General features: G+C 68.4%; 17 protein-coding genes and 4 pseudogenes. 11 read left to right on the top strand and 10 right to left on the bottom strand.

Going from position 1 to position 19,183, the window contains the following annotated elements; genetic code table 11:
- The first annotated feature begins 352 nt into the window (after positions 1–352).
- From RC2_RS01660 to RC2_RS01640, 5 genes and pseudogenes are all read left to right on the top strand, one after another.
- Positions 353–1,399: an alcohol dehydrogenase catalytic domain-containing protein gene (locus RC2_RS01660; RefSeq protein WP_068148202.1), complete on the top strand. Its 1,047-nt coding sequence runs from the start codon at positions 353–355 to the stop codon at positions 1,397–1,399.
- Positions 1,400–1,442: 43 nt separating this feature from the next.
- A pseudogene (locus RC2_RS19370) lies at positions 1,443–1,793 on the top strand (universal stress protein); the annotation flags it as partial.
- Between the two features lie 34 nt (positions 1,794–1,827).
- Positions 1,828–2,235: pseudogene (locus RC2_RS19365) on the top strand (universal stress protein); the annotation flags it as partial.
- Positions 2,236–2,247: 12 nt separating this feature from the next.
- Positions 2,248–3,159 (top strand): ABC transporter ATP-binding protein, encoded by a 912-nt coding sequence (locus RC2_RS01645; RefSeq protein ID WP_068148207.1) that lies wholly within the window; start codon positions 2,248–2,250, stop codon positions 3,157–3,159.
- Positions 3,156–4,763, top strand: a complete 1,608-nt coding sequence (locus tag RC2_RS01640) for an ABC transporter permease (RefSeq protein ID WP_068148210.1) — start codon at positions 3,156–3,158, stop codon at positions 4,761–4,763. Before RC2_RS01645 ends, RC2_RS01640 begins: the two co-directional genes overlap by 4 nt.
- 34 nt (positions 4,764–4,797) lie before the next feature.
- Here RC2_RS01640 and RC2_RS01635 read toward each other — a convergent pair whose 3' ends face one another.
- From RC2_RS01635 to RC2_RS18825, 6 genes are all read right to left on the bottom strand, one after another.
- Entirely contained in the window at positions 4,798–5,688 is an 891-nt protein-coding gene (locus RC2_RS01635) for a universal stress protein (protein ID WP_082895493.1), read from the bottom strand.
- Positions 5,689–5,779: 91 nt separating this feature from the next.
- On the bottom strand, positions 5,780–6,217 hold the full coding sequence (locus RC2_RS18570) for a hypothetical protein (protein ID WP_068148215.1): 438 nt from the start codon (positions 6,215–6,217) through the stop codon (positions 5,780–5,782).
- Positions 6,218–6,517: 300 nt separating this feature from the next.
- The gene (locus tag RC2_RS01620; RefSeq protein ID WP_068148223.1) at positions 6,518–7,774 is read right to left on the bottom strand and encodes a GGDEF domain-containing protein; all 1,257 of its coding nucleotides are present in this window, start codon (positions 7,772–7,774) and stop codon (positions 6,518–6,520) included.
- A 13-nt stretch (positions 7,775–7,787) separates the two neighbouring features.
- On the bottom strand, positions 7,788–8,693 hold the full coding sequence (locus RC2_RS01615) for a universal stress protein (protein WP_068148391.1): 906 nt from the start codon (positions 8,691–8,693) through the stop codon (positions 7,788–7,790).
- Positions 8,694–8,806: 113 nt separating this feature from the next.
- Positions 8,807–9,001, bottom strand: coding sequence for a hypothetical protein (locus RC2_RS01610; RefSeq protein ID WP_068148227.1), 195 nt, complete (start codon positions 8,999–9,001; stop codon positions 8,807–8,809).
- A 47-nt stretch (positions 9,002–9,048) separates the two neighbouring features.
- Positions 9,049–9,207, bottom strand: coding sequence for a hypothetical protein (locus RC2_RS18825; RefSeq protein WP_156509736.1), 159 nt, complete (start codon positions 9,205–9,207; stop codon positions 9,049–9,051).
- A 47-nt stretch (positions 9,208–9,254) separates the two neighbouring features.
- On the opposite strand from RC2_RS18825, the gene RC2_RS01605 reads away from it, so the two are divergent.
- From RC2_RS01605 to RC2_RS19130, 5 genes and pseudogenes are all read left to right on the top strand, one after another.
- Positions 9,255–9,722, top strand: coding sequence for a hypothetical protein (locus RC2_RS01605; protein WP_068148230.1), 468 nt, complete (start codon positions 9,255–9,257; stop codon positions 9,720–9,722).
- The gene (locus RC2_RS01600; RefSeq protein ID WP_068148231.1) at positions 9,719–10,639 is read left to right on the top strand and encodes a universal stress protein; all 921 of its coding nucleotides are present in this window, start codon (positions 9,719–9,721) and stop codon (positions 10,637–10,639) included. The genes RC2_RS01605 and RC2_RS01600 overlap by 4 nt, the downstream gene beginning before the upstream one ends.
- 2 nt (positions 10,640–10,641) lie before the next feature.
- The gene (locus RC2_RS01595; protein WP_068148234.1) at positions 10,642–11,682 is read left to right on the top strand and encodes an alcohol dehydrogenase catalytic domain-containing protein; all 1,041 of its coding nucleotides are present in this window, start codon (positions 10,642–10,644) and stop codon (positions 11,680–11,682) included.
- Between the two features lie 170 nt (positions 11,683–11,852).
- Positions 11,853–12,221 (top strand): annotated as a pseudogene (locus RC2_RS01590) (response regulator); the annotation flags it as partial.
- 168 nt (positions 12,222–12,389) lie between these two features.
- Positions 12,390–13,940 (top strand): bifunctional aminoglycoside phosphotransferase/ATP-binding protein, encoded by a 1,551-nt coding sequence (locus tag RC2_RS19130; RefSeq protein WP_082895496.1) that lies wholly within the window; start codon positions 12,390–12,392, stop codon positions 13,938–13,940.
- A 239-nt stretch (positions 13,941–14,179) separates the two neighbouring features.
- Here the strand turns inward: RC2_RS19130 and RC2_RS19125 are convergent.
- Positions 14,180–15,565 (bottom strand): annotated as a pseudogene (locus RC2_RS19125) (sensor histidine kinase); the annotation flags it as partial.
- Between the two features lie 589 nt (positions 15,566–16,154).
- On the bottom strand, positions 16,155–16,292 hold the full coding sequence (locus RC2_RS18820; protein ID WP_156509738.1) for an NADPH-dependent FMN reductase family protein: 138 nt from the start codon (positions 16,290–16,292) through the stop codon (positions 16,155–16,157).
- Positions 16,293–16,713: 421 nt separating this feature from the next.
- On the opposite strand from RC2_RS18820, the gene RC2_RS18815 reads away from it, so the two are divergent.
- On the top strand, positions 16,714–17,241 hold the full coding sequence (locus RC2_RS18815) for an Hsp20/alpha crystallin family protein (protein WP_068148253.1): 528 nt from the start codon (positions 16,714–16,716) through the stop codon (positions 17,239–17,241).
- A 133-nt stretch (positions 17,242–17,374) separates the two neighbouring features.
- Here RC2_RS18815 and RC2_RS01560 read toward each other — a convergent pair whose 3' ends face one another.
- Both RC2_RS01560 and RC2_RS01555 read right to left on the bottom strand, forming a co-directional pair.
- Positions 17,375–18,301, bottom strand: coding sequence for a 1-phosphofructokinase family hexose kinase (locus RC2_RS01560; RefSeq protein WP_068148256.1), 927 nt, complete (start codon positions 18,299–18,301; stop codon positions 17,375–17,377).
- Positions 18,302–18,358: 57 nt separating this feature from the next.
- Positions 18,359–19,174: a universal stress protein gene (locus RC2_RS01555; protein WP_068148260.1), complete on the bottom strand. Its 816-nt coding sequence runs from the start codon at positions 19,172–19,174 to the stop codon at positions 18,359–18,361.
- Positions 19,175–19,183 lie beyond the last annotated feature (9 nt).

The raw sequence follows: 19,183 nt of genomic DNA, 5'->3' as shown, positions 1-19,183 counted from the left end.
AGCCGCGACGCGAGCCGTTCCGCGACCCCGCGGGTCGAGCCGCGCATCGTCGCGTACGCCACCAACGTCGTACCCATCTCACCACCTTCTCCGCCCGCGACGCGCGGCCCGCCGAACAACAGCCGCCGTCGATTGCTGCAATCGAACGCTTCTGCTGCGCAACGGAATGCGGTACAACACCAGCTGTTCGAGGGACCTTCGTCCTCGCATCGCGACACGCGGGGCCTCGAGAGGGACTTCCGGCCCGGCCCTGTCGTTCGTCCGACCCTTCGGATCGCCCTCAGCGCGCGCTTACGGTGGTCCGACCTGACGGCGATGTCGCGACGCGGTCGACGACGAGAAGGGAACTGCCATGCACGCGATGGTCTTTCACGGCCCCGGCCGACGGTCCTGGGACGAGGTACCCGACCCGACGATTCTCGACCCCACCGATGCCCTGGTGCAGATCGATTCCGTCACCATCTGCGGCACGGACCTGCACATTCTTCACGGTGACGTCCCCGAGGTCGACGAAGGCCGGGTACTCGGCCACGAAGCGGTCGGCACGGTGATCGAGATCGGCAGCAGTGTAGGACAAGTGAAGGTCGGTGACCGGGTCCTCATGTCGTGCATCTCGGCGTGCGGATCGTGTCGGTTCTGCCGGGAAGGCCGGTACGGCCAGTGCGTCGGCGGCGGCGGCTGGCTGCTCGGGCACACCGTCGACGGCACACAAGCTGAGATCGTCCGCGTCCCGTTCGCGGACCGCTCGACTCATCGCATTCCACCGGGCGTCAGCGACGAGCAGATGCTCATGCTGGCCGACATCGTCCCCACCAGCCACGAGGTCGGTGTGCTCAACGGCCGTGTCCGACCGGGTGACACCGTGGTGGTCATCGGGGCGGGCCCGATCGGCCTCGCGTCCGTCATGACTGCCTCGCTCTACTCTCCACTGTGCATCGTCGTGGTCGACACCGTGGGGAGCCGCCTCGCTGCCGCATCGAAGATCGGCGCCGACGTCGTCGTCGATCCGACCTCGGACGACGTCGTCGACGTGGTCTCCTCGCTCACCGGCGGACTGGGCGCCGATGTCGCGATCGAGGCGGTCGGTGTTCCCGAAACGTTCGAGCAGGCGGTGACGACGGTCCGTCCCGGTGGGCACATCGCCAACATCGGCGTACACGGCCGACCCGCGGTCCTCCATCTCGAAGCGATCTGGTCGAGAGACGTCACCATCACCACCGGACTGGTCGACACGTTCTCGACCCCGACACTGATCGCACTCGTCGAGGGCGGCAAACTCGATCCGTCGGCGGTGGTCACCCACCACTTCGCGATGTCGGAGTTCGATCTCGCGTACGACGTGTTCGCGCACGCCGAGGAATCCGGTGCGTTGAAGGTGGTCGTGTCGTCCGACCGGTGATCCGACGACAGAGTCTCGTCGCCGCACGTCCGAGGAGATCGCCGTGCCCGCACCACCGATAGTCGTCGGGATCGACGGATCACCCTCGGCTCTGGACGCGGTTCGTTGGGCAACCGCGGAAGCGGTGTCCCGGCATGTTGCACTGCACATCGTCTCGGCCGCTCTGCTCACTCCCGACAGCTTCGTCCACAGCATCGACCGACGGGCGATCGTGTTCGGCGCGCGGGAGAACGAGACCAGGCACGCTCTGGCGACGGCGATGGACCACGCGCTCCGGTGCGCAGCCCCGGCGCCGCTCTCGGCGCGAACCGAATTCGTCTACGGTCCCGCGGCAGCAGCATTGACGGAACGGTCCGCGTCGGCGCTCATGGTGGTCGTCGGATCCCGCGGCCACGGGGGGGTTCACCAGCGCTCTCGCCGGGTCCCTCGGAACCACGGTCGCCATCAGGTGGGCCTTCGACGAAGCGGCGCGGCGCGACACCGACATCGTTGCCGTCCATGCCTGGAGCCACGCGGACCTCGCTACTGTCAGCGCTCTGCTCGAGGCATATCCGAGCCCCCTGGACACCCGGGTGGACGAAGAGGCCGCCATGGCCGAGAGCCTGGCCGGTTTCCAGGAAGACTATCCGAACGTGCGGGTGCGACGAGTCGTCGTGCGAGACAACCCCGCTCGGGAACTGGTCCGCGCTGCACACGGTGCTCGGATGATCGTCACGGGTACCCGCGGTCGTGGTGGGTTCGGCGCACTGCTGCTCGGGTCGACGAGCCGCGCGGTCATCCACCGCGCTCACCTCCCCGTCGTGACAGTTCCGAGTAGTAGCACCACAGCCATCTGAGGAGCGAACGCGATGAACGCCGTCGAGGTGACGGGTCTGCGCAAGAAGTTCGGCCGGGCAGTGGCCCTGGACGGTCTGGACCTGACGGTGCGTACCGGTGAGGTGCACGGATTCCTCGGACCCAACGGCGCCGGCAAGAGCACCACCCTGCGTATCCTCCTCGGTCTGGTTCGAGCCGACGAGGGCCGCGTTCGCCTGCTCGGCGGAGACCCGTGGCGCGACGCCGTCGAACTCCATCGACGTGTTGCGTACGTTCCCGGCGACGTCTTGCTGTGGCCGGGTCTGACCGGCGGCGAGATCCTGGATCTCCTCGACCGGCTGCGAGGCACCGCGAACCCACGCCGTCGCGCGGACCTCGTCGAGAGGTTCGAACTCGACCTCGGCACACGTGCGCGGGCCTACTCGAAGGGCAACCGACAGAAGGTCGCACTCGTCGCCGCGCTGTCCTCGTCCGCCGAGCTCCTCGTTCTCGACGAACCGACGGCGGGGCTCGACCCGCTCATGGAAGCCCGGTTCCGCTCCTGCATCGGGGAGACGACCGACGGGAGAACGGTACTGCTCTCCAGCCACATCCTGAGCGAGGTGGAGGCCTTGTGCGACCGGGTCACCATCATTCGGGACGGTCGCACCATCGACTCGGGCAGCCTGGCGGACCTGCGCCGGAACACCGAGACCACCATCACTGTCGAAACCGCGTCCCCGGTCGGCGGGTTGTCCCGGATCCCCGGGATCCGTGGGGTCGTCGTCTCCGGTCGGCGGGTGCGATTCACCGTCGCCACCTCCGCTCTCGACACCGTGATGCGCGTGCTGGCCGATCACGGAGTGCGCAGCCTGACCAGCTCCCCGCCCACTCTCGAGGACATGTTTCTCGAGCACTACGCCTCACCCGGCGGCGAGGCCGCCACGACGGGTGGTCGCCGGTGACGACACTCGGGGCGCGAACGCGTCGGCCGTACGCCGGCGCGGGCGCAATGCTGCGGTTCCAGCTGCAGCGCCAAGCGGTGTCGATTCTGCTGTGGGCGCTCACGATCGGGACGCTGGTCGGCTACCAGTCATGGGGAAGCCAATCGTTGTACGGACCCGAGGCCTTGGCCGGCCTGCGCCGAACGATGGGCGGCAACGCTGCCGTCGTCGCCTCGAGCGGACCCCCTGAGTTGCTGGACAGCATCGGGGGCGAGGTGGTGTTCGAGATCTACTCCTACGTCGCCGTCGCCGTCGCGCTCATGACGATGTTCGTGGTGACACGCGCCACCCGTGTGGAGGAGGAGACCGGTCGCGCCGAGCTTCTGACGTCCATGCCCGCTGGGCGACACGCCGCCCTCGGTACGGCCCTGGCATGCGCCGCGGTCGCGTCGGCCGCAGTGGCCGCCGCGGTCCTCGTCGCCGCCGTCGTCACCGGACTGCCGTGGGCCGGCTCGATTCTGCTCGCCGCGTCCGTCGTGGGTGTCGGCGTCGTCTTCGCCGCTCTGACGGCAGTGGCTGTGCAACTGGTCGACACCGCAGCGGGAGCTCGCGGCATCGTCGTCGCCGGTGTGCTCCTCGCATACGCCCTTCGAGCCGTCGGTGACGTCACAGGAAACGGGGTGTCCTTCGCGTCCCCCATCGGGTGGGGCCAACAGACCCTCCCGTTCGTGTCGGATCGCTGGTGGCCGCTCGCCCTCCCGATGCTGCTCGGGGCCGCACTCGTCGCGGTGGCGGTCACCCTCGCCGGTCGGCGCGACCTCGGTAGCGGAGTGATCGCGCACCGGCGAGGCCGCACGTCCGCAGCGTCGTCACTGAAGTCCCCTCTCGGACTCGCGATACGACTACGCCGTGGACTCGTCCTCGCCTGGGCGGCCACGGTCTTCGCTCTCGGCGCCGCCTACGGATCCTTCGCCGACAGCATCGACGAGTTCCTCGCCGACAATCCCGACATCGCGGATTTCCTGCCGCGCGGCGCGGAATCGGCCACCGACGCCTACCTCGCCACGACCCTCACCCTCCTCGCGGTGCTCGCGTCCGCTCATGGCGTCGTCAGCGTCCTGCGCTCCGCACACGAGGAACGGGACGGCCTCGTCGACGTGGTACTCACCGCCCCCTCCGGCAGAGCCCGGAGTCTCGGTGCGGCCGCGGCGGTCGCATTCGGCGGAAGTGCCGCGGTGCTCGCTGCGGGAGGACTCGGCGAGGGCCTGGCGTACGGGTGGGTCCGCGGCGATGCGTCGAGGCTCCCGGCCACCGTGGCCGCGGCGCTGTCGTACCTGCCTGCGGTCTCGATCCTCGTGGCGGCGGCGGTGCTGGCGGTCGGCGCCTCACGCACATGGGCTGCGGCGGCGGCCTGGACGCTGTTCGCCTACTCGGCGATCGCGACGGTCTTCGGGGACTCGTTCCGCCTCCCGGACTGGTCGACCGTCGCGTCGCCGTTCGACCATCTTCCGCAGGTTCCGCTCGAGTCGACGAATGTCCCGTCGATGGCCGTCGGCCTGGCCGTGGCCGCGTTCCTGACGACGATCGGTGTCGCCCTGTTCTGCAGGCGCGACATCGGCCGCTGATCGTCGACGTCGGGCAGTGGTCGACCCGATCACCTCACCCGTGCGCAGACGCCCGGTGCGACGCCTCCGCGGGTTCTTCGATGTCGATCGGAGTGGCGACGTGCGCGCGACGCACCACCAAGACCGGACACGTCGCGCGCCTGAGCAGAGCGTGCGTGACACGGTCGGCGGCCCGATCGGCTCGGTCGTGGTCGCCGGAGCCGATCACCACCAGTCGTGCACGGCGACACTCCACGACGACCCGATCCGCCAGCACACCCGGCCGCGCAACGACCCGGATCTGCACCGATGGGTCGGCCTCCACCCACTTTTGCAGGAGCGCTTCTCGTGCGGCCGAATTCGTACCGTCGTCGATGCCCCCCGGCAGAACGGCCACGACCCGGCTGCGTCGGAATGCGGCCTCGCGTCGGGCTGTGTCCATCACGTGCTCCCATCGGTCGACGGGTCCGGTCATCACCGCCACGACCGTCGAGCGGGAATCGGGGGTAGGCGACGGGTGCCGCGGCGTACAGACGATCGCGACGCTGGCCGTCGACGACGAGGCGAGTGTCGCCGCGGTGGAACCGACGAGGAGCTCGCCCAGAGCGCCCACGCCGGTGGAACCGACGACCACCAGGTCGGCAGTGCGGGCTTCGGCTTCGAGTACCGCGCTCACCTCGCCGGTTCTGTAGACCGGCTCGATGACGGGACAGTCCGGCTGATCGACGACGACGGCTGCGGCGTCGAGGAGCACGGATTCTCCGTAGTCCCGGTCGAGATCGGGGGCGCCGAACACCGGATCCGCGGGGTGGTCCGGCGCCACGTGCACGATGCGCAGCACCGCTGTGCGGGCCACCGCTTCGGCGGCAGCCCATTCCACGGCGTGCAGTGCAGCCGTCGAGCCGTCGATGCCGACGACCACCGTCCGTGAATGCTGTGTCGTCATAGCGATCTCCTGTTCCGCATCAGTGAGAGCCGGTCCGCATCCTGCTGACCGGTTGTCGAGTGGTCTCGGTCGTTCGTCGACGAAGGATCTGTCAGGTCCTGGACAGCGCCCGCCACTCCAGATCCACCGAGCGCGAGTGGTGCACGTCTGCGACGTACCGCAGGACACCGATCACCGCGGTCGGGAAGAATATTCCCGCCCAACAGATTCCGATGGCCGCTGCAACCGCCTCGACGGCGGCCTCGATACCCGTCTTCGGCGCACGAACGATGTCGCCGGTGTCGGAAACCCAGATGGCCACCCGATCTCCGCGCACCGCATCCTCCGGCGCCCGGACGTGACCGCGATGCTCCACACCCGCATGGATCCAGACGGCAGGCGTCGCCGTCGCCGCGCGATTCGGCCCCGGGTCGGGTCGGCTGTCCGCTACGAGAACAGCCTCGCTGCGGTGGCCGACCGCAGCGTCGCGAGCGGAACGGTCGACAGCCGCCGCGTAGAGCGTCGTACCGACCGCTCCGGCGACAGGCACGATCGAGATCAGTCACACCACCGCCACGATGACAGTGACGCCGTGGACGCGGTCGGATCGACGCATCAGTGGGTTGCGGGACCAGGGTGCACACCGCCACAATCGCCGCACCGCACCGGATCCCACTCGCACCGTGACGGCACCACTTTTCATGGTCGTCGACTCCTTCCGTCGTCCGACCACCGTGCCCGGTCGACGGGACGGCGGCACAGTGCCCTAAGTCATCGACGACAGTGACGCACAACCCGGGTCGGACCGCGCCGGATGTGCCGGAAGTGCGGGATGTTCGGACGCACCGCATCACGCCCTCGACCGCACACTCGATCCGCTGGCTCGAGCGCGATGAAGCGCGCTCCCACGACCGCGCTTGTCCCGGTACATGGCATGGTCGGCGTCGATCAGCAGCTGCCCGCGGGCACGCCCCCAACTGGTTCCGACGCTGATGCTGACGTCGACACCGACACCACCGACGTCGTACCACCCGCGAACATGGTCGGCGATCCGGTTCGCGCAGTGTCGTAGTGAGCACACCGACCGTGCGTCACGGACCAGGACGACGAATTCGTCGCCCCCGATACGACAGACGACGTCGGCGTCGCGGGTGTGGTCCACCAGGCGCCGAGCCACACCGCGCAGGATCTCGTCGCCGACCTCGTGGCCGTGAGTGTCGTTGATGGACTTGAAGTCGTCGATGTCGAGATAGAGCAATCCCACGTTGTCGCGACCCCGTCCGGACAGCTCGTTCATGAGTCGGCGACGATTCCCCGAACCCGTCAGGTCGTCGGTGACGACCTGACGCGCAAGGGCTTCCTGCGCGCTACGACGCTCGGAGATGTCCTGAATCTGGGCAACGACGACGTCACCGTGGTCCGGATCACGGACGAGGGTGACGTCACGCTGCACCCAGACGACGGACCCGTCCTTGCGGATGTACCGCTTGTCGGACGCGATGCGTTCGGCTGCTCCGTCGAGAAGAGCCTGGAGTGCAGCATCGCCGGCGGCGAGATCGTCGGGGTGGGTGATGTCCCGAAACGTCATCTCGCGCAGTTCCTCGGAGGTGTACCCGGTGATCTCGCAGAGAGCACGATTGGTGACGAGCCACCGACCGTCGGTGGTCAACATCGCATTGCCGATCGGAGCGTTCTCCATCGCCACCCTGAACAGATCGACAGCGCGGTCACGTTCTCGCTCGGCCTCCACCCGTGCACTCACGTCGACCACGAGCACGGTGAAGCCCACGACTGCACCGGCAACGATGTCGGGCACAAAGGTGGCTCGAGTGTGACGCGTCGTGCCCCGCGCGTCGATCAGGGTGCGATCGAACAGCTGACTACGCCCCTCCAGCGCACCGGTCACGTACGGCAGGTCGAGCGCGAACATCGCGGCACCGAGGACGTCCTCGAGGTACATCCCGCGGATTGCATCCGGCTCCAGCCCGAAATAGTCGGTGTAGACGCGATTGGCGAAGACGTTGCGCAAGCTCGCATCCCAGTACCCGATCAGCGAGGGCAGCTGATCGATGGATCGCCACACCACGTCGTCGGGTAGGGCCTGCACAGCATCTCTCCTCTCAGGGACGGCTGGTCGAACGGTGGGGTGGGACGACGACGACGGGCACCGCGGCACGATGAATGAGAGCGCGACTCGTCGAACCGAGCATCAGCGCCGTGAAGCCGCCTCGTCCACGGGTCCCGGTGACAACCATCTGCGCGTCCGCCGACTCACGCAGTAGTTCACGAACGGGGTTGTCGCGGAAGACCTCCCGCCGGACGTGAACATCCGGGTAGTGCTCGGAGAATCCCGCGAGACTCTCCGCCAGAACGCTGTCCTCCGCCCGACTCAGATTGTCGTCACTCGGGTAAGCGCCGCTCCTGACCGCCGCGGCGCCGGCATCGACGTCGGTCCAGGCGTGGACGGCGACCAGATCGGTGGATCGACGCGACGATTCGTCGAAGGCCCATCGGATTGCCGCCTCGGACGCGGACGAGCCGTCGACACCGACGACGATGGGTCCGTCCGGACTCGGACCGTCCGGCGACGACGTCTTGACGATCACGACCGGGCATCTGGCGTGCGCGGCGACGTGGACGCCGACGGATCCATACATCACACCGGAGATTTCGCCGAGTCGGCGAGACCCCACCACGACCAGCTGTGCGTGGTCCGAGTAACCGACGAGAACCTCTGCCGCGGCACCGTGTTCGAACGCCGTGTGCACGTCCAGGCTTCGGCCGCTCGTGGACTCACGCGCGACGGCGACGGCGGAGTCCAACGCTCGGTGGGCCTCGCTCCGCTGCTCGCCGAAGACGCCCACTCTCAGGTTGATTCCGTCGGTGAACGTTCCGGGCGTCAGGAGAGCCGCCGAGACGATCAGCAACGGCGCGTGCCTCGAGAGTGCCGCGTCGGCGGCCCACCGCACCGCGGCACGTGTCGAGGAGGAGCCGTCGACGCCGACGACGACAGCAGATGTGCTCATGGTTCGCTCCTCGGGGCTGCGGTCCGTACTGCGCTCGCGGTACGCGTCGTCGACTGTTCGCTGACTCCCGTGCCCGAGGCAGAGCAGAAGGTCGCGGGACCGCGCGTCCAAGGTCAACGCGATCGACCGCCGTCGAGTCGTCGGCGCCGAGCCGACCGACGCGCGAACTCCGCGGAGGACACCAGTTCACTCCACCGTCCGACTCCCTGCCGACGCATGAGCTCGTCGGCGGCCTCGGCGACCGCCTTCAGTTGCGCCTGCAGCGGGCCGCCCGACCACGCCCCGCGCGGGCTCGGTGTCCCTCTCATACGCGTACCCCCCTTCCGCACCGATCGACCTCGATCGACCCGAGTCCCTACTCGACGGTGTCGTCGTGCCGCCAGAATCCCGGTGCTGCTCGGTCCGCGACCAGGGTCTTGCGGGTGCCGATATCGGGACCGAGGTCCCTCGCCACCGGAACGGGAGGCGACCACGATGTCATCCATGAATTCGCCACCACGCGCATCCGCACCATCGGACCGTCGTCGTACGAGCGTTCCGACGCAACGCGCGGTCGTCGCTGTGTCGGCCGCCGGGGTGTGCATCGGCGCGGGCACCCTGGCCGTCGGACGGGCAACGGCGTCGACGCACCCGGTGTTCGAGCAACTCCTGCTCCCGGAGGTCGGTCCGGTGTTCGCAGCGGTAGCGTGCTTCGTCGTCACGGTCGTTCCGATGGCCGTGCTCGCCATGCGGGCCGCGAGGAATCGCCGCACTGTCGGGCCGACCGCGTTCACCGCCGGCGTCTTGACCTCGGCGTGGGCGCTGATGCACGTTCTGCTCTTCCGCGGCGCGTGGGTGGGCACTCTCTGGTTCGCCGGTGGAGTCGCCTTCGCCGTTGTCGGATGGCGGGAGATGTCCCCCTTCGCCGGTGCTCGCGGCCGACCCGATCAGCAAAGACGGCCGCATCGACGCACGCGACTCGACCCCACGGCATCGCAGAGGCGAGCGATGACGGCTGTTGTCGAGGGTGATCGCCAGGAGCGACCGTGACCCGGACACCGATAGTCGTCGGCATCGATGGTTCGTTCGCCGCGTCGGACGCCGTGCGGTGGGCCGCCGACGAGGCGATTCGACGGCACCGCCCTCTGCACATCGTGTCCGCGGCACTGCTCTCGCCCGGCACCTTCGCCGACGGGATCAACCTCCGAACGGGGATTTTCGGTGAGCAGGAGCGTCACACCCGACGCTGTCTCGCCGTCGCCGCGGAATTGGCTCGCGACACCGCGGCGGGCGCACCGCTGACGGTGGACACGATTCTGGGGCACGGCTCCGCGGCCGACGTCCTGATCCAGCACTCGGCCGACGCCGACATGGTGGTGGTGGGATCGCGTGGACTCGGCGAGTTCACCGGCGCGGTCCTCGGATCCGTCGGGACCCCGCTCGCCGCTCACGCGCAGTGCCCCGTGGTGATCGTCAAGAAGGCCCCAGCCGCCGACCGGCCGGCCACGATCGGGCCGATCGTGGTGGGCGTGGACGGTACGGCCAATTCCGAGCCTGCGGTGCGGTGGGCCTTCGACGAGGCCTCTCGCCGAGACACCGACGTGGTCGCCGTTCACGCGTGGAGCGATGCCGATGTCAGCGCCGTCGCCGCCCTCACACATGCCTTTCCCAGCCCGGACAACCTCCAGGTCGCCGAAGAAGCCACCCTTGCGGAATGTCTCGCCGGATACCGGGAGTCGCACCCCGGGGTTCACGTCCGCCGCGTCGTCGTCCACGACAATCCTGCACGCGAGCTGATCCGTGAAGCACAGGACGCGCTGATGATCGTCACCGGGAGCCGCGGTCGCGGCGGGTTCTCGGCGTTACTCCTCGGGTCCACCAGCCGGACGGTGATCCACCGGGCCCGTGTCACGGTCGTGATCGTTCCCACCGGCCGGTCCACCGCACGTCGAGATGCACACCACTGACCATGCGAGCGATGGTCTTTCGCGGCCGAGGTCGGGTGTCGTGGGACGAGATCCCCGACCCGGTCCTCCGGGAAGCCACCGACGCCGTGGTCCGCGTCGACGCCGCGACCATCTGCGAGACCGATCTCCGCATCCTCCGTGGTGACGTCCCCGCCGTGTCGCCCGGTCGGGTGCTCGGGCACGAGGCGGTCGGGACCGTGCTCGACGCCGGAAGCGCCCTCACCCGTACGGCGGTCGGCGACCGGGTCCTCGTCTCGTGCATCACCTCCTGCGGGTCCTGCCGCTCCTGTCGGGAGCGCCGGTACGGGCAGTGCTCCGGCGGTGGCGGAACGATCCTCGGGCAGGAGATCGACGGAACTCAGGCGGAGCGCGTCCGTGTCCCGTTCGCCGATCACTCCACCCACCCGATTCCCGAGCATCTGGACGACGATCGAATGCTGATGCTCGCCGACATCGTTCCCGCGGGCTACGAGGCCGGCGTGCTCGGTGGGAACGTTCGCCCCGGCGACGTGGTCGTCGTCGTCGGGGCCGGACCCCTCGGCCTCGCCGCGGTCATGACCTCGGCGCTGCTGTCCCCCAGCCTGATCATCGCCGTCGACCTCGAGCAGGGTCGGCTCGACGCCGCTGCGTCGATGGGCGCCCACGTTCTGGTGAACAGCCACACCGAGAACGTCCTGGATCTCGTGCGCGACCTCACCGGTGGGCTAGGAGCGGACGTGGCCATGGAGGCGGTGGGAGTCCCCGACGCGTTCGAGACGGCGGTGAAGATCGTGCGCCCCGGTGGACACGTCGCCGCCATCGGCGTCCACAGCGCCCCAGCCCTGCTGCACCTCGAGGGCATCTGGAACCGCAATCTGACGATCACCGCGGGCCTGGTCGACACCTCGTCCGTTCCCGCTCTCACGAGGCTGCTCTCGCGTGGGCGTCTGGACCCCACCGCCTTGATCACTCATCGCTACTCCATGGACCGATTCGACGACGCGTACGAGACCGTGTCCGGACGCGACAGTGGTGCGATCAAGGTGGTGGTCGCCCGGCGGTGACGGGCCCATCCTCACTGGACACGTGGCCGCCGGAGCTGCCCGCCATCACCCGTCCGAGAGGCGCGGGCCCGGCGCCGAGGGCACTTCCCGACGGACGCGGACAGTCATCCTCGGATGCCGGTGGAGTCGAATACCCGGGGAACGACGATCGCCCATTCGAGGAGGCACCGGTGACGACGGTATTCCTTGTCGACGACTGCGAGAGCGTGAGGCGTGGGCTCGTCGACCTCATCGACGCCGATCCCGACCTGACGGTGGTCGGTGAAGCCGGCAGCGTCGCGCAGGCACTCTCGAGAATCCCGGTGGCCGCACCCGACGTGGCCGTACTCGACGTGCGCCTTCCCGACGGCAACGGAATCGACTTGTGCCGCGAACTCCGCGTTGCCGTCCCGGAGGTCGCGTGCTTGATGCTGACCTCGTTCATCGACGATCGAGCAATGCTCGACGCGGTTCGGGCCGGCGCACGCGGATACCTGGTCAAGAACATCGTCGGAATGGACCTCGCCAGGGCGATCAAGGACGTCGCCGCGGGTCGTTCATGGGTCGGCGAGGGGTCGACGAACCGCCGAATCGCCGGGTGACCGCGGTCGGTCATCAGGTGACCCGGGTCCCGCCGAGAGGGGACCTTCGGCGGCGGTGTCGCCCGCCGATCACTCCTAGCGTCGAGGGCGCCATGCGTCCACGCCGGATTCACCAGGGAGTCACCGATGTCCGTGATCGTCGAAACGCGCGCCACCCAGTCCACGACACCTCCCGGCCCACCTCCGTCGCCGATGCGGGGGGAGATGCACGAGTCGCTCTCGGCCTACGTGATGGCACTCGGTGACCGCGTCTACAAGATGAAGAAGCCGGTGCGCACACCGTTCCTCGATCTGTCCACGAGATCGGCCCGGTGGGCAGCCTGCACTCGCGAGGTCACGCTGAACACGCGGTTCGCGCCCGATGTCTACGAGGGAGTGGCAGAACTGTCCGATCTCGACGGCGGCATGGGCGAACCCCTGGTGGCGATGCGGCGCATGCCCTCGCACACCCGGCTGTCCACGCTGGCCGAGTCCGGCGCCGATCTGCACCATCACATCGACCGCATCGCAGAACTGATGGCAGCAGTGCATGCCGACGGTCCCTTCGGCGACACCATCGACTCCGCCGGGACTCGAGATGCGTTGGCCCGACGCTGGCGAGACCGCCTCCGGTCCATCGCCTCCGCCGCCGGAAATGTCCTGAGCGAGGACGATCTCCTTTTCATCGACGCCCGGGTGCGGACCTATCTCGCGGGGCGCGGGGCGCTGTTCGACCATCGTCTCTCGAACGACCGTATCGTCGACGGTCACGGCGACCTGATCGCCGACGACATCTTCTGCCTGCCGGACGGACCCCGTATCCTCGATTGCCTCGACGCGGACGACTCCTTGCGCCACCTCGACGGCATCGACGACATCGCCTGCTTGGCAATGGATCTCCGGTTCCATGACAGACCCGATCTGGCCGCGCATCTGGTGTCGGCGTACCGATCGGCCGCGCAGGACGATGCGCCGGAGTCATTGGTGCACCACTACATCGCCTATCGATCCCTCACTCGTGCCGCCGCCGCCTGCACTGCCGCGGGCCGGGGAGCACAGGACGCGGTGGCGGACGTCCGCGCGCACACCGCGCTCGCTCTCGATCACTTGCGCCGTGGGGCGGTGGGTCTCGCCCTCGTCAGCGGTGTGCCCGGAACCGGGAAATCGACGGTGGCGCGGGGGCTGGCGGCACGAATCGGCGGAGTCGTCATCTCCTCGGACATCGTGCGCAGGGAGATCGCCGGTACCGATCCCACCGTCTCCATGACGGCGGGTTTGTACACGGGTCTCCACACTCCCAGCTGCACGGGGCACACCTACGCCGAGATGCTGCGCCGGGCGCGCCGCTTGCTCGCGCACGGTGTCTCGGTGGTTCTCGATGCCACGTTCACCGACCCCGTTCACCTGTCGAGAGCCTCGATGATCGCCGAGTGCACGCACAGTCGTCTGCTCCACCTCGAATGCCGAGCTCCGGACTCCGTCGCTCTCGCTCGGATCGAGCAGCGGCGAGGCGGTCCGTCGGATGCCACGACCGAGATGTATGCCGCCGTCGCGGCCGAGCGAGCACGCAGCCGGGTCTCCGTGGACCCGACCGCGCCGCCGCTACCCGGCGCCTCGGTGCTGGACACCACCGGTCGCGTCCCGGACGTGCTCGACCGTGCCGCCGCTCTGTGGGACGGCGCGATCGCGGCACCGTAGCTGCTACCCGCCCGACGCGGTGGCGGTGGCGCACTGCGCGACCGGTGGCGGGGCCGATCAGGGCAGCGGAACTCGCCACCGCACCGAGGTGCCGGCTCCGCTGCCGGGACCCACGACGAGGTCCCCCCCCCGTATTCGTCGGCGCGAACCCCGATGTTGGCCAGGCCGCTCGTCGTGAGATCCAGGGACAGTCCGACCCCGTCGTCGTCGACCTGCACTGTGAGTACGTCGTCCACGGTGACGGTCACCGAGATGGTGGTGGCCTTCGCATGCCGGACGGCATTGCTCGTCAGTTCTCGGACCACCGCGACCGTATGGTCGGCGAGCACGGTGTCGACCACCGACAACGCTCCGGACGTGTGCACCACGGTGAGGACGCTGTCGGTTTCGGTGAGCTGGTCGATCGCCTCGTCGATTCTCTGGCGTAGGCGGGTCGTCGACGCATGGTGCAGGTCGAACACCGTGGTGCGGATGTCCCGCACGACCTCCTGCAAGTCGTCGACGACCGTGTTGAGCCGCTGTCGAACGTCGTCGGAGCGGACCCGCGCCAGAATGCCCTGGAGGGACAGGCCGGCGGCGAAGATCCGTTGAATCACATGATCGTGCAGGTCCCGGGCGATGCGATCCCGGTCGGACAGCACGCGCAACTCGTTGGACTGCCTGGTCGATTCCGCGAGGCGCAGCGCCAACGCCGCCTGGTCGGCGAAACCGGAGATCAAGGTCAGATCGTCCCCGGTGAACGGCGCCGCCCCCTCGGCACGCAGTGCGACCAGCACATCGGTCACCGTGTCCCCCGCCCGCAGTGGCGCCGCCAACACCGGCCCGAGTCGACCGATCGGTCCCGGGCCCTCGAAGTCGTAACGATCGCGCATCACCGACACGCCGGCGGTGAATGCGAGACCGGCGACGGAACCGTCCACCGAAACCCCCGTCCCGACCGCAGCGGGAGTCTCGTGTCCGGCGGCGGTGGTGACTATCAACGTCTTCACCTCGGTGGGCGGGACGTCGGCGTCCTCCGGGACGAGGATGAACGCGGACGACGCTCCGCTCAGGTCCAATGCTCGACGCGCCACCAGCGCGAGAACCTCGTCGGTCCGTGCCCCCGACAGCAGCTCGGTTCCGATGTCGGAGGTGGCCTGAATCCAGGTCAGCCTTGCTCGCGATTGCTCGAAGAGCCGCGCATTCTCGATGGCGATACCGGCCGCCGAGGCCAACGCCCGAACGATCGTCTCGTCTTCTTCGGTGAAGAGCTGTCCGTTTTTCTTCTCGGTCAGATACAGATTGCCGAACACCGTCTGACGGACCTCTATGGGGACACCGAGGAACGTGGTCATATCCGGGTGGTGGTCGGGGAATCCGACCGATGCCGGGTGGTCGGCGAGCCGGTCGAGTCTCAGAAGGCGTGGGTCGTCGATGAGTTGTCCGAGCACGCCTCGACCGCTGGGCAACCGTCCGATTTCGCGGGCGGTGTCGGGATCCATTCCGTGATGAATGAATTCGATCAGATCCCGTCCGGGTCCGCGGACTCCGAGCGCCCCGTAGCGGGCGCCGACCAGATCGACGGCGCTCTCGACGATCGTCCGCAGCGTGACGTCGAGATCGAGGTCCGAGGTCACCGACAGCATGGCGGCCAGCAGACCTCGAGTTTGCTCCCGGTCTCCGAACTGCCCCGTACCGGCGACATCCTCGCGGGGCCTCATCGCTCGACTCCGAGACAACCTGAAAATTCGCCTGCATTCCCTGCCAAGAACATGGGTGAAACCGCCTTCCGACCCCCCGGACCATGACACCTTAGGCCGTATTTACGGCGAATGCCTGTAATCCGACAATTGCCCTGTTTCGATGACATCTCAGGGTCGGCGTCGGCGGACGCACCAGGCTCCCGGTGCAACGGCCTTCACGTCCGGTCGACGTGGAGACCGCGACGAGGACTCGGCTGTGGCACCGCGACGTCGAGGTAATCGCAGATTCGGGTCGCCCACCCGTCGACCTGATCGTCGGTCGGCGTCTGCATGTTCCGGGGTCGAACGACCCGAACGACGAAACGCTCGATCGTCGTCATCGCGCTGGGGTCGAACGTGCCGGCGAACGCCTTGTGTTCCACCACCCACAACGAGCTCGTCGACAGCGGCGTCGGTGCAGTCGTCGACCCACCGACCGGACCGCTCGAGAACATGAACACCGGCCGTGTCGTCAGATCGCGCGCGTGGGTCCTCACCCATGAACGCGCACGAGGAGCCAACGGCCGAGATACACCGCACTTCCGACCACCACGGCGTCGTACTCGGCCGGAGAGCCGGCATCGCGGACGTCGACGACGTCGACCTGCGCGGACCCGCCTCTGTGCTCCATGCCCGCCCCGATACGGGACCCCGACCTGTCTCCCAGTGCCCGTGTGGCACCGCGCCTGCTCGCGGTGACGACGAGCACCCTCGTGATCGGGCCACCGGGCTGCTGTGACCGGACCCCCTCGTACCGCACGAGCGGGTCCGGTTCACCGCGATCTCGTGTCCGACCCTCCACCATCGATTCCATCGTGACCCCTCACTGCCCGACGCGTTCCGACCGTTCGGTTGTCGGTGCACGGCTCACCCTGCCGACGTCGCCTCGACACTCAAAGGGCCGAAAGTCATCGGAGAACGACGACGAAGTGCACGGAGGACGACGGACACGGGACCTGTGGAGGATGCCCGTTGAACCCTTCTGGCCACTGGAGGTTCGGGGTTACATCGACCTGTCACGACGACATGTCACACCGAGCCAGGGAGCACACATGAGCGTTCTGAACCCACTCCGCACCGCGTCACCCAAGTTCCCGGCCGAGATCCTCGACGATTTCGGCCAACTTCTGCACCGCATCGACGATTTCGCTCCGTGGCTGCCCGACCACAGTCACCCGATCCGAGTCGAGGACCGCCGTCAGGACGGGGCCTACCTTCTCCGAGCAGAGGTACCCGGTGTCGACCCGGACTCGGGTTTCGACGTCACCGTTCACGACGACCGGGTGGTCATCAGAGCCGAACGCATCGGAACCACGGAGGACGGTGCCAGGTCCGAATTCCGGTACGGGAAGTTCTACCGGTCCGTTCGCCTCCCCCGAGACGTCGACAAGGACGCCATCGAGGCGACGTATCGCGACGGCATCCTGGAGATTCGCATGCCGGCACGGGAACCGGCGAATCCGGGCAAGCACATCACCGTACGGTCGGCGCCCGCCAGCGCTGCGGTACTCGGCGACTCCGCACCGCCGACGTCCACCTCGAGCAACGCCGGTGCGGCTGCGGCGAGCGGCACCGACTGATGCACGGGGCGCCATCGCCGCCGACGTACGGCGATGGCGCCCTCACCGTGTCGACGGCCAGCGGCACTCGGCGTGCACTTCATTGCGGTGCGTCGATCGACCACGGCCGCAGACGGTGTCGGCGATCCCCGACTCAGGACGGACCCGTCGGTCGCCGCAGACGATCGACGTCGGATCGTCGGCACGGGTCCGAACCCGGTGTGAGCGTGGCAGCCGCACCGGCGGCCACTCCCAGACGAACCGCGTCGATCAGGCCGGCACCCGCGTCGAGAGCATGAACGATCGCCGCGACCATGTTGTCACCCGCTCCGAGTCCCCCGATGCCCGAGACGGGTACGCCCGGGACGTCGACGGCGGCGTCCGCGGTCACCACCAGTGCGCCTCGCGCTCCGAGGGAAATGACGACGACCTCCGCGGTGTGCGCGCGAACGAGATCACGCGCAGCCGCGACACGCGACGCTCGATCGGGGAGTGCCGAGCAGGCCACGTCGCGCAGTTCTCGGAGACTCGGCTTGATCAGGAACGCATTCGTCACCGATGCCAGGGCCGGTCCGGACGTGTCGACGACGAGACGGCACGATCGGCGCGCTGCCGCGGCGGCCGCGCGCGCGAGGAAGGAACGAGAGAATCCGGGTGGCATGCTGCCGCTGATCACGGCGGAACCGCCGGAGGGAAGGCTGTTCTCGAACACCGCCAGACACTCGGCTTCCTCACCGGCCGACAGCCGCGGACCGGGCATCACGAATCGGAACTGTCGGCTCGTCCGTCGTTCGACGACGGTGGTGTTCTCGCGCGTCGAGCCGCCGACGGGCACCGAGACGACCGTAGGACCGGACGCACGGAGGCGGTCGACCAACATCGAACCGGTCCAGCCGCCCGCCGTCACGATCGCGGTTGCCTCGGTTCCCAGCGACACCAGCGCCCGCGCGACGTTGACGCCACCCCCGCCTGGATCGAAACGTGGAGTGCTGCATCGCATTTTCTCGGTATGGATCACATCCGACACCGAGGTGTGAACGTCGATCGAGGGATTGAGCGTCAAGGTGACCACGGTGCTCATCGGTGACCTCCCGCGGCATCGGTACCGGTCTCACCGGTGACCACGGCGCTGTGCACGTCAGCGCTCCGGAACCACGACGGTAGGACAGGGCGCTTCGCGCAGAAGCGATCTCTGGGCCGGATCGAGGCGACCGGAGCCGTCGTCCCCACGGCCGACCACGACGAACTCGGCCTCTCGTGCCAGGTCCAGAACGAACGACGCCGAGAGGGACTCACCGATCACACGATGAACGACGACGTCCGGACACCGGTCTTCGATCGCTGACAGGCGACGCTGGAGACGCGCGTCGAGATGGATCCGACAGCGCTCCTCGTCGATGCGACAGCCCTCGTCGACCACGCTCTCGACGGCCGGCGCGGTCACCGCCGTCAGCGGTAGACGTCGCCGCTCGGCCTCGTCGAACGCGAAGACGACGGCGCCGCACGCCGACGACGAATCGTCGACCTCGAGCACGACCGCCCGCCGAACCGCAGACGTCGGCCGACTCGCCGGCGTCGGCACCACGGCCACGGGATACCTCGCGTGCGCTGCCACGACGTTCGCGACCCTTCTGCGGGGATCGCGACCGCCCGAAGAACCGACGACGAGAATCCGCGGATACGGCACCAACAGCAGCAGAGCTGCGGCCGGCGACCCGCGTGCGTGGTGCGTTCTGACATTCACGTGCTGTCCCGGCCCGAGGCTGGACCGCGCCACGTGTGCAGCTCTCGAGAGGATCGAGGCAGGGTCGGAGGCGTCGAGCGGAGACGGCTTTCCGGCGTTCACCAGAACCAGGTCACTGTCGTGGAGAGCGGCGTCCCGCGCAGCCCACTGGACGGCGTGGAGGCAGTGCATCGAGCCGTCGACGCCGACCACGGTGTCACGGTGGCGCATCGACTCGTC

The sequence above is a fragment of the Rhodococcoides corynebacterioides NBRC 14404 genome (genome assembly GCF_001894765.1).
GTDB lineage: Bacteria > Actinomycetota > Actinomycetes > Mycobacteriales > Mycobacteriaceae > Rhodococcoides > Rhodococcoides corynebacterioides.
This window is presented reverse-complemented; position numbering and strand designations above follow the sequence as displayed.

Coding starts and splice junctions, on each gene's coding strand:
- RC2_RS01595 (WP_068148234.1), top strand. CDS start 10,642: ATGCGAGCGATGGTCTTTCGCGGCCGAGGTCGGGTGTCGTGGGACGAG.
- RC2_RS01660 (WP_068148202.1), top strand. CDS start 353: ATGCACGCGATGGTCTTTCACGGCCCCGGCCGACGGTCCTGGGACGAG.
- RC2_RS01555 (WP_068148260.1), bottom strand. CDS start 19,174: ATGCGCCACCGTGACACCGTGGTCGGCGTCGACGGCTCGATGCACTGC.
- RC2_RS18815 (WP_068148253.1), top strand. CDS start 16,714: ATGAGCGTTCTGAACCCACTCCGCACCGCGTCACCCAAGTTCCCGGCC.
- RC2_RS01635 (WP_082895493.1), bottom strand. CDS start 5,688: ATGACGACACAGCATTCACGGACGGTGGTCGTCGGCATCGACGGCTCG.
- RC2_RS01610 (WP_068148227.1), bottom strand. CDS start 9,001: ATGAGAGGGACACCGAGCCCGCGCGGGGCGTGGTCGGGCGGCCCGCTG.
- RC2_RS01645 (WP_068148207.1), top strand. CDS start 2,248: ATGAACGCCGTCGAGGTGACGGGTCTGCGCAAGAAGTTCGGCCGGGCA.
- RC2_RS18825 (WP_156509736.1), bottom strand. CDS start 9,207: ATGGTGCGGATGCGCGTGGTGGCGAATTCATGGATGACATCGTGGTCG.
- RC2_RS19130 (WP_082895496.1), top strand. CDS start 12,390: ATGTCCGTGATCGTCGAAACGCGCGCCACCCAGTCCACGACACCTCCC.
- RC2_RS18820 (WP_156509738.1), bottom strand. CDS start 16,292: ATGGAGCACAGAGGCGGGTCCGCGCAGGTCGACGTCGTCGACGTCCGC.
- RC2_RS01560 (WP_068148256.1), bottom strand. CDS start 18,301: ATGAGCACCGTGGTCACCTTGACGCTCAATCCCTCGATCGACGTTCAC.
- RC2_RS01615 (WP_068148391.1), bottom strand. CDS start 8,693: ATGAGCACATCTGCTGTCGTCGTCGGCGTCGACGGCTCCTCCTCGACA.